Origin of the sequence: Macellibacteroides sp. (assembly GCF_050251695.1) — a bacterium.
GTDB classification, from domain to species: Bacteria; Bacteroidota; Bacteroidia; order Bacteroidales; family Tannerellaceae; genus Macellibacteroides; species Macellibacteroides fermentans.
On record NZ_JBFWMI010000032.1, the window covers coordinates 1 to 13,691 of the forward strand.

Genomic DNA, 13,691 nt, shown 5'->3' on the forward strand with positions numbered 1-13,691 from the left:
AGACCTGATTACCGTATGTTTCCTTTATCCAACGAAGGGTTTCATATTGCCACTCCGAATAACCGTCTGAAGAGTCGATACACAAAACGTCTACTCCGGCTTCAACAAGTGCCGGTACGCGCTCTTTATAATCGCGGGTGTTAATTCCTGCTCCTACCAATAACTTCTTGTCCGAATTATCGGATAATTCGTGGGGATTGTTCTTGTGACTATCATAGTCCTTACGGAATACAAAGTAACAAAGATTCTGGTCCTTGTCGATAATAGGCAGTGTATTCAATTTATGATCCCAAATAATCTGATTGGCATCCGAAAGGCTTATGCCCAGATTCCCAACTGTAAGTTTGGAAAAGGGAGTCATCAGATCCTTTACTTTCTTATCCGGACTATCCACTCCAACACGGTAATCGCGGCTGGTAACCATACCGAGCAATTTACCGTTAGGCGTTCCATCGTCTGTAATACCGATGGTGGAATGTTCCGTTTTCTGAATCAATGACAAAATATCTGCCAACGTATTTTCAGGAGTAAGATTGGAATCACTAACCACAAAACCTGCTTTGAATTTCTTAACTTTGCGAACCATTTCCGCCTGAGAAACAATTGGTTGAGAACCGAAGATAAAGGAAAGTCCGCCGTTACGAGCCAATTCAATAGCCAATTCGGGGCCGGAAACCGATTGCATGATTGCCGACACCAATGGAATATTCAGCTCGATAGCCGACTTCTCCCCTTTTGCGAACTTAACTAAAGGTGTTCTTAAAGACACATTGGATGGTACACATTGCTTCGTGGTCAAACCTGGAATAAGTAAATACTCCCCGAAAGTTCTCGATACATCGTTTAAGTAAATTGCCATAAGATTACTGTCTTTTTTGCGAAATAAAAAATTGTGTAAAAGTAGGCATTTTTGCCAATACAACCTAATATTATCACACAAAATCAGTCTTAGGTGAATTTTGGCAATCTTTTTTTTCCTAAGTTTGCACATTATTACAAAAAAACAACGAATGGAGAATCAGACGGTAAAGTTACCATCACCTATTATTTCACTTGTGCCCATCCTTGTGTTGGTAAGCTTACTATTTGTAACAATCCGTACTTTCGGGAGTGATGCACTGAACGGAGGCAGTCAGATTTCGCTGCTTGCCACAACCGCCGTATGTTCGCTTATTGCCATGAGCGTGAGTAAAGTGCGTTGGAAAACTATAGAGACAGCTATCGTAAACAACATTACCGGAGTTGCCTCGGCATTACTTATCCTGTTGATCATTGGCTCCATTTCGGGAAGCTGGATGATAAGCGGGGTGGTGCCTACACTTATATATTACGGCACCAAGCTGATTCATCCTACCTTCTTTTTGGTTTCTACCTGTGTTATTTGTGCAATTGTATCTGTAATGACCGGCAGTTCGTGGACTACCATTGCCACCATCGGTATCGCTCTGCTGGGTATCGGCAGGGCTCAGGGATACGACGAAGGATGGATTGCCGGAGCTATCATTTCGGGTGCTTACTTTGGCGATAAGATTTCTCCCCTTTCGGACACTACGGTGCTAGCCTCGTCCATTACGGATACTCCGCTCTTCACTCATATCCGCTATATGTTGATTACAACCGTTCCGTCGATGACCATCACGTTGGTTTTATTCACCATTACCGGATTCTTTCATACCGCTTCATCCGGGGATCAGATGGCCCAGTTTTCGCAGTCTCTTGAAGAAAGCTTTACAATCACCCCCTGGTTGTTTATCGTACCTGTTGTAACCGGAATCCTGATCGCAAAGAAAGTGCCGCCATTGATCACCTTATTTATATCATCCGTACTTGCCGGGGTTTTCGCTCTTATTTTCCAGCCTGACATCTTGCTTGAAATTGCGGGAGATAATGAAGAAGGTTCCAACGCCATGTTCAGAGGGTTTATGACCATGTTTTACGGAAGTACGCAGATTGAAACAGGAAATGCGGAACTGAATGACCTGGTGTCCACCCGTGGAATGAGCGGTATGTTAGGAACCATCTGGCTGATAATTTGTGCCATGTGTTTTGGTGGAGCTATGGCTGCCAGCGGAATGTTGCAAAGTATAACCTCTTTGTTCCTCCGATTTATGAAACGTACTGTGGGAACTGTTGGCTCGACGGTGGCATCCGGTCTCTTTTTCAACATCTGTACAGCCGATCAGTATATGTCCATCATCTTAACCGGAAACATGTTTAAAGATATCTACAAGCAAAAAGGATACGAAAGCCGATTACTGAGCCGTACAACCGAGGATGCTGTTACGGTAACTTCGCCACTTATCCCCTGGAACACCTGCGGAATGACCCAGGCAACTATCCTGGGAGTGGCAACACTCTCCTATCTTCCCTATTGTTTTTTCAATCTGATAAGTCCCCTGATGAGTATATTCATTGCCTCAACAGGTTACAAAATAAAAAGAATACACGAAACAGGCCATAAATCCATACCTGATGAAAAAAATTAAAATCACACTACTTGCCAAAGTTGTAATTGCTATTGCTGCGGGTGTACTATTCGGCCAGTTTTTACCGGCTGGCATCGCCCGGTTCTTTGTTACCTTTAATTCGCTTTTTGGAAACTTTTTGAGTTTTACCATCCCTCTGATTATCGTAGGGCTGGTTACTCCTGCCATAGGAGATTTGGGGAAAGGTGCCGGTAAATTGCTTGCTATTACCGCACTGATTGCCTACTTATCCACAATTATGTCGGGCTTTTTCACCTATTTCAGCAGTGCGGCTGTTTTCCCTTCCATTATTCCGGTGTCGTCAAGCTTAAGTGCTGTTGAGAATCCGGAAAACTTTCTGCTGCTTCCCTATTTCAAGGTGGCCATGCCTCCGCTTATGGATGTGATGACGGCTCTTTTATTATCCTTCACCATCGGATTGGGACTGTCGGCCATCAACGGGACAACGCTGAAAAACGGTTTTAGAGATTTCAGGGAGATTATCACCAAGCTGATAGAGGTGGTTATAATTCCGCTTCTTCCTTTGCATATTTTTGGTATATTCCTGAATATGACTGTTAGTGGGCAGGTATTCAGTATCATTACGATGTTTGTAAAGATTATTGCATTCATCTTTGTGCTTCACGTCGTACTGCTGATTGTTCAATTTTGTATTGCCGGTGCAATCGGAAAGAAGAATCCCTTCAAGCTGTTGAAAACTATGCTACCGGCTTATGCTACGGCATTAGGTACACAATCGTCGGCAGCAACGATACCCGTTACTTTGGCTCAGACAATCAAAAATGGAGTACGCGAAAATATTGCCGTATTTACAGTTCCCCTTTGTGCTACCATCCATATGGCCGGAAGCACCATGAAGATAACTGCCTGCGCGATGGCAATTATGTATATGTCCGGGATGCCGGTCCAATTTATGGAAATCGGAGCTTTTATACTAATGTTGGCTATCACCATGGTGGCTGCACCGGGCGTACCGGGTGGTGCAATCATGGCTGCCTTAGGGTTGCTTCAAAGTATGCTTGGCTTTAATGATACATTACAGGCATTGATGATTGCGTTGTACATAGCCATGGACAGTTTCGGTACTGCCTGCAACGTAACGGGAGATGGAGCCATCGCTGTTATAATGGATAAAATTGCAGGAGAAAAGCGATAGTCTATCTTGCTAGTAAATCGCACAAACGGGATACCCCTTTTTCTTCCATAAGCTTTAAGGCAATCTTTGCACATGCTTCGGCATCGGCAAGGGCATGGTGATGGTTCGCCAGGTTATATCCGCAATGAGCCGAAACGGTGTGAAGCTGGTGATTTACCAACGAGGGATATTGGCGTCTGGATAGTCTGCAGGTACAATAAAATGTATAATCCGGGTAACTCATTCCGTATAAAGAATGTACAGCCTTAAGACAACCTTCGTCGAACGGACTGTTATGGGCAACAAGCGGCATTCCTTCCAGTTGCGGAGCAATACCTTCCCAAACAACCGGAAAATCATCAGCATCAAGAGTGTCAGCCGACGATAATCCATGGATAGCGGTTGTCCACCGGGTATAGAAATTGGGACGAGGACGAATCAGGCTGTATATAGAATCTGTAATCTCTCCGTTTTCAACCAACACAATCCCCACACTACAAACACTGCTTCGCTGACCATTGGCTGTTTCGAAATCTATCGCTGCAAATCGTTCCATTGATACCTCTTATGCTTTTTTATTTCAGACAAAGATAGAAAGAATTTATACGTGGAAGCTATAGCTAAAGGGAATCTTTTCCTTTTGGAAGGAGGGAACGCTGACTCAAAAATTCCATGAACCGCGGTTTGTAATTATCTGAAATAGGAATGTATGCTTTTCCAAAAACGATGCGGTTCCGTTCGATGACTTTTATTTTCTGCGCCTGTACAATGTAGGAACGGTGTACCCTGATAAAATTCTTTGAGGGCAGCATCTCTTCCATTGTCTTCATACTCATCAGCGACAGGACGGGATGGATATCGTCTTCCGTATATATTTTTACATAATCTTTTAGCCCCTCAATATACAGTATTTTATTAAGGGCTATCTGTATCAACTTGTATTCTGTCTTTACAAAAATACTCTCGATCTCCTCTTTAACCGGAATTACAGTCCCGTCTGCCTGAATGGTATTCTTACGTGTCATTTCGAACCATTGCAAAGCTTTGTTGGCCGCTGTAAGAAAATCGGGGTAACTGATAGGCTTCAATAAATAGTCGAGGGCGTTCACTTTGTAGCTGTCGGCAGCATATCGTTCAAATGCCGTGGTAAAGATAATACGAGTCTCTCCCCCAACGATCCGCGAGAACTCCAGACCACTAAGTTCGGGCATCTGTATATCTAAAAAAAGGATATCCACCGGATGGTCGGATATGGCTGTAAGCGCATGAATAGCACTGTTGAACGTTCCTTCCAATGCAAGAAAGGGTGTCTTCTTTACGTAACTTTCAAGCAGACTTACTGCCAGAGGTTCGTCGTCTATCACATAACAGGTAAGTTTCATACATTTTCCTCTTTAAGTGTTAAACGCAATACAGCCCGAAACAAACTACCCTCTTGTCCGCATTCAAGTACATACCTGCCAGGATAAAGCAACTCCAGTCTTTTTCTTAAATTACTTAGTCCGATTCCGGATCCGCTTTTATCCTGGTCACTTTTTGGGAAGAAACTGTTGGTTATTTCGCAGGTCAGATTGTATCGGTCCGCTGCCATAATCTGAATATGTATGAATGAGGGATTGCTATAACTTACCCCATGCTTGAAAGCATTTTCTATCAGTGAAATGAAAAGCAAGGGTGCAATCAGCGCACTAGATGCCTCTCCTGCTTCAATACGGGTTTCAAGTTTCACCTGCTCCGGCAGACGGATACGCATCAGCTCAATGTAATTACGCAAAAAATCAAGCTCCTTTTCCAAAGGAACAAAGTGTTGGTTGTTCTCGTAAAGAACGTATCGGAGTAATTTACTCAACTCGTGTACAGCCCCCTGTGCCCGTTCCGGACTGAAGGAAATAAGCGAATAGATGTTATTGAGGGTATTAAAAAGGAAATGGGGGTTTAGCTGACTTTTCAGGTTTTTCAGTTCGGCCTCTGCCCGTTCTTTTTCCAGGGCTGTTTTATCGGACTGCACCTTATACCAGCTGTTTGTCATCTTAATTGCTACACTTAATCCGGCAACCAAAAGATAAAGCACGGCATTTCCGAGAAAAAACAGAAAAGCATCCTGCCATTCTCTCTCGGGGCGAGGTCTGCCGATATGAGGATTCGGGAGGTATTGCATCATAAGATGCACAAAAATCATGGCTGAAGCAATAAGCACCACATTGGATGCAGCAAACTTCCATGCTTTCTTAGTGAATAAAAACTTTTCAATCAGCATCAATGAGTTTACATAGTAAACGATCATAAATGAAAAGGGGATGATCACGAACCGAAGATAACTCTCCAGCGTAACGGGCTGCGCCTCTCTTCCGGTAAAGAAAAAAGGCAGGCCGAACAAAACTCCCCAAGCTGCACAGTGAATTAGCCACTGAAACGGCCTTTTACTCTCAAATTCGCTCATTAAAGTTTCATTATTTTTCACAAAGATACAATTTATACGTAAATTCAATACTTATTTCTACTCATAACGAATGGCCTCAATCGGATCAAGATCTGATGCTTTACGTGCCGGATACCATCCAAAAAATACACCGGTAATTGTGCATACCAGAAAAGACAGAGCAACCGACCATGCCTGTATGGATATGGGAAATCGGAAAAGAATATTGACAACCAGAGAAGATCCTACGCCAAAAATAACACCGATGAGTCCTCCTGTAACACTTATGAGTACGGCTTCGATCAGGAATTGAGCTAAAATATCACGTCCTTTGGCTCCGATACTCATACGAAGTCCAATCTCCTTGGTCCGTTCCGTTACCGAAACATACATAATATTCATAATCCCAATTCCTCCAACCAAAAGCGAAATTCCCGCAACACAAGCCAGCAAAACAGTCATCAGGTCGGTCGTAGTAGTAAGCATGCTGCTTAACTCCTGCTGCGACCGGATATTGAAATCGTCGTCGTCCGTCAATTGTAACTTATGATTGCGGCGGAGCAGATCTTCAATTTCCGCAATCGCTTGTTCGGTATACTCTTCTTTCAATGCCGACGCCGTTATACCTTGCAGGTGCGTAATTGCCAAGACTCTCTTTTGAACGGTTGTATAGGGAGCCAACATCAGATTGTCCTGATCCATTCCCATACTGTTGTATCCTTTCGACTTAAGAACTCCAACCACTTTAAACGGAATTTTATTAAACCGGATCACCTTGCCTACAGGGCTCTCTCCTCCGGTAAATAGGTTGTCGACAATTGTTTTACCTATCACACAGACCTTGGCCGACGACAATATATCTTGCTCGGTGAACATATCGCCTTCTTCGATCGAATATTTACGAATGCTCAGGTAATCTTCATTAATTCCATATACACTGGATGGATAATTTTTGGCTCCGTAAATAAGTTGTCCGCTGCTGTTTACCGTAGGAGAGACAGCACTCACATAGCGGGTTTCATTTTTGACAGCCTCATAATCTGCAAGTTTCAACGTCTCCATGGCAGAAGCATCCTGACGGACACCGCCACGCATATCTGCACCGGGTTGAATCATGATCATATTGGATCCCATCTCCGATATCTGACTCTGAATACTTTTTTTGGATCCCTGACCGATTGCAAGCATCGTGATTACCGAAGCTACTCCGATAATAATACCCAACATGGTAAGGAACCCTCTCATTTTATTGTTAGCCAATGCCCGGAGAGCAATCTTCAGCAGGTTTGTATAGTTCATAAAGCAATTTCTTTAATCTTCATTTTTTGGTAATTTATCCAAAGCCTCCCTTGCCGAAAGAATGGTAGGATTGATGCGATCTTCTACCACATATCCGTCCCGGAGTAAAATGTTTCTGGAACAGTATCGGGCTATCTCCGGATTGTGTGTCACAAAAATAATGGTACGCCCCATCTTGTGAAGTTCCTGAAACAACACCAATATCTCGTAGGATGTCCTTGTATCAAGGTTTCCCGTAGCCTCATCCGCTAAGATGATTACCGGATCATTCACCAACGCCCTTGCAATGGCAACCCGTTGCATCTGGCCTCCCGACATCTGATTGCTTTTATGATGCAAACGGTCGCCTAAGCCGACAGCTTCCAGTGACTGGATAGATTTATTTTTCCTGGCAACAGCCGAATAGGTCGGGTTATACATCAATGGCAATTCCACATTCTCGATGGCTGTTGTTTTAGGCAACAGATTGTAACTTTGAAATACAAATCCAATTTTCCGGTTTCGAAGTGAAGCTCTTTCATTCTTGCCCATTTTCCGGACAGAAACACCATCCAGGTAATAGTCGCCGGATGTTGGGGTATCTAAACATCCAAGCATGTTGAGTAGTGTCGATTTACCGGAACCGCTTGTTCCCATGATCGTTACAAATTCGCCTTCCGAGATTGAAAATGAGACGCCGCGAAGGGCATGAACCGTCTCCTCTCCTACCTGAAAATCTCGCTTGATGTTATCTAATCTTATTATTTCCTTTTTCATACAACTCAAATTTAAGAAAGAGTCAAACCCTTACTTTTTTCTGTTTGAACCCGGAGGCTGAGGCATAAACGGGCTCTTCTCTCCTGCCGGAGCTACCGTCGCTTCTGCCATGGAAGTAAGACTTACAACAACCTCTTCGCCTTCCTTCAAACCATCTGTTACCTCGGTTACACTTCCATTCGTGATTCCTACTGTTACCAATCTGGGGGTTAACACCATCCCCTTCTTCTGCCAGACTAATTTCTTACCGGCTGTAACAGCAGGCAATTTATCGGCAAGCGTGATTCCCAACGGTTCAAGAAGTGACGCATCCGGAACAAAGCGAAGTGCCTTGGATGGAACTGTAAGAATATTTGTACGTTCCAGTGTATAAATTGTAATATTGGCAGTAAGACCGGGTTTCAACTTCAAATCGGGATTCGGAGCATTGATTACCACTTCGTAGGTAACGACGTTTGAGGTGGTGGTTGCCTCAAGCCTGACCTGTGTAACCTGCCCTTCAAAAACATCGTTGGGATAGGCATCTACAGTAAATGAAACACGTTGTCCTTCCTCAACCTGACCTATATCCGCTTCATCTACGTTGGCAATCACCTCCATTTGTGTCAAATCGTTTGCAATCGTAAACAGCGTTGGAGTACTGAACCCTGCTGCAACAGTCTGCCCCTCTTCCACCGCTCTAGATATAACAACACCGTCAATGGGGGATGTGATTGTAGCATAACCCAGATTCCGTTTTACTTTTACTAGATCGGCTTTATTCCCTTCGTAGGTATTTTTTGCTTTTTCATAATTGTAGACAGCCGTTTCATAGTCGGTATCGCTAATCAGCTTCTTTTCGTATAACGTTTTGCTCCGTGCAAAATTCTTCTGCTGATATTCATATTCAGTCTTACTGCTGGCCAATGCGGATTGCTTACTGGCAAGTTCACTTTGTAAAGTTACTTTATCCATTTCAGCCAATAGTTGTCCTTTTTTTATCTGGCTGTTAAAATCGACATATATTTTATCGATAATACCCGATACCTGTGTTCCGACTTCGACTACGGTAATCGGCTCGACAGTACCCGTAGCCGTAACCATGGTATTGATTGAATTCCGGACTACCTTCCCTGTTTCCAGGGTCATTCTGTCTTTGGTTTTTCCTCCTTGCAATAAGAAATAAGCACCGATGGCAATAACAGCTACGATCCCTACACCTGTTATGATCCTTTTATTCTTCATATGCCTTGCTATTATATTGTTCTTTAATATGGTCAGTCTGCTTTTGAGTTTTTTTAAAAGGGGTAGCATATTGCAGCTACCCCTGTTTAAAAGCCTTTTCACAAAGACTTCAAACAAAAAAGAGAGTGAAATGAAATAATTAATAATTTATATCAATCGGTTTCTTCTGGTAGAAGTTCAACAGCTGAATACTCAGTATAGACATATACTTGCTCTGCAACACTTCTTGCTGAGCTGTAAGTAAATTGGTCTTTTCCGTAAGCAGCTCCAATGTATTTTTCATTCCCAGATAAAACTGCTCCTCTGTGAGTTTATAACTTTCTTCAACAGATTTAAGTCGTTCAATCGCCGAGGTATACTGATTTTGAGAAGAAATTGCATCCAGGTAGACTCCCTCGACAGTCTTTAACAGCTCCTTTTCAGCATTTAGGAAGTCAAGCTGACTGCTTTCGTATGCCAACTGGGCCTTTTCGACTGCCGATTTATTTTCGCGGTTGGAAAAAATTGGGATACTCAATGTAACTCCTATACTTTGGTTGAATTTGTTCCACATCTGACTTCCGAAGGAGTAATCCGTGCCGGAAAGATGACCGGTTCCTAAACCGGCATTTAGGGATAAAGACGGCAGGTATCCTGCTTTGGCTTTTTTCTTTTCCAATTCGGCAATGGAAATATTCATACGGCTGCTTTTTATCTGTGGCATCACACTCAGGGAGGTTTGATAAACAGTCTGCTTATCGGGAAGGGGACTAAGTACATCTTCCGAACTTAACTGGGGGATCTGTAAAAAAATCTCCTCGTTGATATTTAATTCCAGCAATTGCTTCAATTGCAGTTTATAATTTTCCAGGTTAGTCTGGGCTACAACAAGCTGGTATTTGTCCGTACTAAGCTGCGATTCCATCTGTGCCATGTCTGTACGCGAAATTGAGCCGGCCTTCAGCAATTCGGCAGAACGATCCCGTTGCGCCGCCGAGACTTCAACCGTATTCTCGTTTATCCGGACTGCTTCGTACGCATATAAAACCTGTAAATAGGTTTGAGTAATTGCAATCTCAATATCATCTTCACTCTGTTCAATACCCAGTTCCTGCATCTGGGTTTGGAGCTGCTGTTGTTTGATCGCAGTGGTTCGTTTGCCTCCATCAAAAAGTTTCAGGTTTGCATTCAGGGTATAATTCCCCGAATAAGAGGTATGTGTTGCCACTTCATTTGAAGGATAATTAACCAGTCCCTGTGTTACCGATGCTGTAAGAGACGGAAAAAGCTGAGCTTTGGCTGTTTTGGTATCCACTTTAGTCTCTTCAAGCGCGATCTTACTTTTCTTTACTTGAATATTATGCTCCAATGCATAATCAAGACAGCCTTTGAGTGTCCATTGGGTTGGTTTCTCCTGTGCCTGTGTTCCAAATGGAACACTAATCAACAGGGATAAAAGAATAAGCATGTATTGTTTCATATTGCTTCTGTATTTTCTTACGGAAGCAAAACTACTTTAACAAAAAAGCTCAACCAATTAAATTATAAGTAGCGCCCTATTTCATAGACAAACGACCTTTTAATCCCGACAAAATAAAAAAGGTGGCCTCACCAAGAGACCACCTTCTATCTAACATTCCATCAAATTATTGACTACAATTTATGTATAACTTTCAGCATTTGTTCTCCCAGTCCAATCGTATATCCCTGCGAAACAAAAACTACCCGGCCGAATGTATCGGCAATCACAAATATAGGCAACGTATCTGCATTTGGCAGATTCATAGCATTTACAAGCATTTTCGAAATCTTGGCATCTGTATCGACTCCAAAGGTGATTGTCTTGGGTAAAGTACCGAATTCCTTGGCATCGAAATTTTTCAATTGCTGTTCGTTAGGGAACAATAGAACCATGCTACGCCCCCATGCTTCATATTCCTTTGCAAACTGGGCCAGGTCACGCAAAGCATGATTTGTAGGTTCCTGTCTTGCCCCAAGAATAGCTACCACAAAGTATCCCCGGCCGGTTGTTGACAAGATTGTCTGCTCTTTATCCGAATCTGCCGGACGATAGGAAGCTTCTGCATTAATACTGCCGATAACCTGTACTTCTTCCGTATTCTCCCTCATCTTAAGATCAATCTGTGTCGTTTTTCCTGCAACAACAGAGAAAAAAGTAACATTTGTAAGCACAGATCCATTGGCCATACGCGTACCTGTAATCAACATATAATTTCCTTCATCAAGATTGAGAGGCGTTTTCAGTAAAGCACTCCATGAATTTCCCATTCCCATATCTGCGCTGCCGCTTCGTTCGAAATTTAAAGTCTGCAGTTTGGCATCCGCTCCCAGCTTTGCAATGGTAAAATGGCTATAGTACTGCGGATCCTGTAATGATTTGATTGCTTTATAGGAAGCTGTTACTTTACCCTGTTTCGGATTATCCTGCAAATTACCGGTAAAATCTACATCGATCCATTGATTCTGATGATAGTACTGTACTTTTCCTGCAACAGGTTCAATTTGTGCCGGTATCCCCAGCGAACGGGCCATCGCAACAAAAAATACGTTTCGGGAATCTGTATCGGCTACCCGGGCTTTCCATACACCTAAAGGCATGATTGGAATACGTTGTGCATTCAATTCATCAGCCAGGCGGATGCTGTCGCTTACCCATTTCACCAATAGTTGAGGGTTCTCTTTCACTGACTGAATGAAAGAACTTTCAAATCCTGCAGCAAGAACTTTCTTATAAGGTGTAAGAAATTCATTTGCCACACGGGGATTCATAATATAGGCAGCAAATAATGAGGATGAATCAGCAGGCGTATTGTTCAGATGACCCTTCAATACGTCGGCAGGAGTGTCCCTTAGGTCCTTCGCCGAAATAACTCCCAGTAATTCAAGAGCCAGCTCACGCTTTTCCTGAGGTGTTTCAATCAGGAACTGCTCAATCTCTTTCCAGTTACCCCGGCTACCCACTAAATAATCGGCTGTCTTAAGAGGATCTACACCCAACGCTTTGGCCAGTGAATCGGCCTTTTCGATGGAATAGAATGTCGACACATACGTATTTCTGATCTTATCTTCATCAAGCAGACGTTTTGCATTCGTTTCTTTCTGTTCTTCCGTTACTGTTGCAGGAATTGCGCCATCCACCGGCGGAACGATATCCATTTCGAAAGTTGCCTGATATCCGGGAGTCTTATCAAGTATAATTGTGATACTTTCCTCTTTTCCCATCGAAACCTTTCCATATCCAAACTTATTATCCTTCGATGCCCACACAAACAAATCTCCTTTACCAGAAGACAAGAAGCTTTTTCCTTCTTTATCCGTCTTTTTTGTGGCGACAGAATAAAATTCAGCGTAATTGTATATCTTAAATTCCACATCGGCTCCTTCAACCGGACTTCCGGATGCATCAACTACAGTCACATAGGCTTTGGCCGTAGGAGCATAGTTGTCTATCACATTAATTTCGGTATAGTTGGCCGTTACGCTCATTACCTCTTCCGGACCATTGTAACGTCCGAATGCTTTCGTATGCATCAACATTCCCCGGTAAGCCGGTCCGTTAAACCATCCGAGATCCAGTACCGGTTCCGGTTCGCAGGCACCCATAAAATGCCATTTTCCATCCACCCACGCTTCAACCCAGGCATGATTATCATCTGTATGAGCCCAACGGGGAGTATAAACCTGACGGGCCGGTATTCCCACAGCTCTTAAGGCTGCTACAGTAAATGTGGATTCTTCTCCACAGCGTCCGTAGGCTGTTTTTACCGAAGCCATCGGAGAGCTAGTTCTAGCATCCGAAGGTGTATAAACTACCTTTTCGTGGCACCAATGATTCACTTCAAGGATTGCATCGTGCAATGAAAGGTTTTTCACCCGGTCTTTCAGTTCATCATAGAAAACAATCCGGCTTTCATCCAGCGTTTCGTTATTCACACGGATGGGGAGTACGAAATGTCTAAAAATATCTTCGGGGATTGAATCGCCCCAGGGCATTTCCTGCTGAGCCTTAAAGGTGGAACGTACACTTCGAAGGTACAGATCGCCCTCATAATCCGTAAGGTCTCCGATGGGCATGTAAGCATACAAGAATGTTAGCGCCTCTTTTTCCTTCAAGCTCAATGATTCGTTAAAAACGGCAAACAGATCTCCATCAGGCAATAGCCTTTGCTTTTCCTGAAAATCTTTTTCAACCTGCGATCGGTAGGCGTCGTCAGTTATAAAGTGTTTTTCGGAACATCCGGACAGAAGTAATACTGCCACCAGTAACAATAGTTGTATTTTTTGCATAGTCTAAATAAATAATTATGAGTGCCAAAAATAATAAAAACAGCCGAAATAACAGAAGCCGCCACAATATAATTCTTGTGGCGGC

At 43.2% G+C, this 13,691-nt stretch carries 11 protein-coding genes; 2 read left to right on the plus strand and 9 right to left on the minus strand.

All coding sequences use genetic code 11. The annotated features are described in order from the left end of the window. The coding region (locus AB7E53_RS06650; protein WP_446774826.1) for an IMP dehydrogenase at positions 1 to 859 on the minus strand (859 nt) is incomplete at its 3' end. A 151-nt stretch (positions 860 to 1,010) separates the two neighbouring features. Here AB7E53_RS06650 and nhaC point away from each other — a divergent pair. Both nhaC and AB7E53_RS06660 read left to right on the plus strand, forming a co-directional pair. Beyond that, positions 1,011 to 2,486, plus strand: coding sequence for a Na+/H+ antiporter NhaC (nhaC, locus tag AB7E53_RS06655; RefSeq protein WP_446774828.1), 1,476 nt, complete (start codon positions 1,011 to 1,013; stop codon positions 2,484 to 2,486). Beyond that, positions 2,473 to 3,642, plus strand: a complete 1,170-nt coding sequence (locus tag AB7E53_RS06660) for a dicarboxylate/amino acid:cation symporter (protein WP_421468645.1) — start codon at positions 2,473 to 2,475, stop codon at positions 3,640 to 3,642. The genes nhaC and AB7E53_RS06660 overlap by 14 nt, the downstream gene beginning before the upstream one ends. A gap of 1 nt (position 3,643) precedes the next feature. Here the strand turns inward: AB7E53_RS06660 and AB7E53_RS06665 are convergent, their stop codons facing one another. The 8 genes from AB7E53_RS06665 to AB7E53_RS06700 form a co-directional block, all read right to left on the minus strand. Next, positions 3,644 to 4,177, minus strand: a complete 534-nt coding sequence (locus AB7E53_RS06665) for a 3'-5' exonuclease (RefSeq protein ID WP_446774830.1) — start codon at positions 4,175 to 4,177, stop codon at positions 3,644 to 3,646. Positions 4,178 to 4,241: 64 nt separating this feature from the next. Next, positions 4,242 to 5,003 carry a LytR/AlgR family response regulator transcription factor gene (locus AB7E53_RS06670; RefSeq protein WP_446774832.1) on the minus strand — a complete coding sequence of 254 codons (762 nt, stop codon included), beginning with the start codon at positions 5,001 to 5,003 and terminating at the stop codon, positions 4,242 to 4,244. Beyond that, positions 5,000 to 6,061 (minus strand): sensor histidine kinase, encoded by a 1,062-nt coding sequence (locus tag AB7E53_RS06675; RefSeq protein ID WP_421469246.1) that lies wholly within the window; start codon positions 6,059 to 6,061, stop codon positions 5,000 to 5,002. Before AB7E53_RS06675 ends, AB7E53_RS06670 begins: the two co-directional genes overlap by 4 nt. A gap of 57 nt (positions 6,062 to 6,118) precedes the next feature. Further along, the gene (locus AB7E53_RS06680) at positions 6,119 to 7,339 is read right to left on the minus strand and encodes an ABC transporter permease (protein WP_079682403.1); all 1,221 of its coding nucleotides are present in this window, start codon (positions 7,337 to 7,339) and stop codon (positions 6,119 to 6,121) included. A 12-nt stretch (positions 7,340 to 7,351) separates the two neighbouring features. After that, the gene (locus AB7E53_RS06685; protein ID WP_446774833.1) at positions 7,352 to 8,095 is read right to left on the minus strand and encodes an ABC transporter ATP-binding protein; all 744 of its coding nucleotides are present in this window, start codon (positions 8,093 to 8,095) and stop codon (positions 7,352 to 7,354) included. A 30-nt stretch (positions 8,096 to 8,125) separates the two neighbouring features. Next, a complete protein-coding gene (locus AB7E53_RS06690) occupies positions 8,126 to 9,319 on the minus strand; it encodes an efflux RND transporter periplasmic adaptor subunit (RefSeq protein WP_068186724.1) in 1,194 nt (397 codons plus the stop codon). A gap of 139 nt (positions 9,320 to 9,458) precedes the next feature. Further along, a complete protein-coding gene (locus tag AB7E53_RS06695; protein WP_446774835.1) occupies positions 9,459 to 10,778 on the minus strand; it encodes a TolC family protein in 1,320 nt (439 codons plus the stop codon). Between the two features lie 173 nt (positions 10,779 to 10,951). Then, positions 10,952 to 13,606: a transglutaminase domain-containing protein gene (locus AB7E53_RS06700; RefSeq protein WP_446774836.1), complete on the minus strand. Its 2,655-nt coding sequence runs from the start codon at positions 13,604 to 13,606 to the stop codon at positions 10,952 to 10,954. Between the last annotated feature and the right edge of the window lie 85 nt (positions 13,607 to 13,691).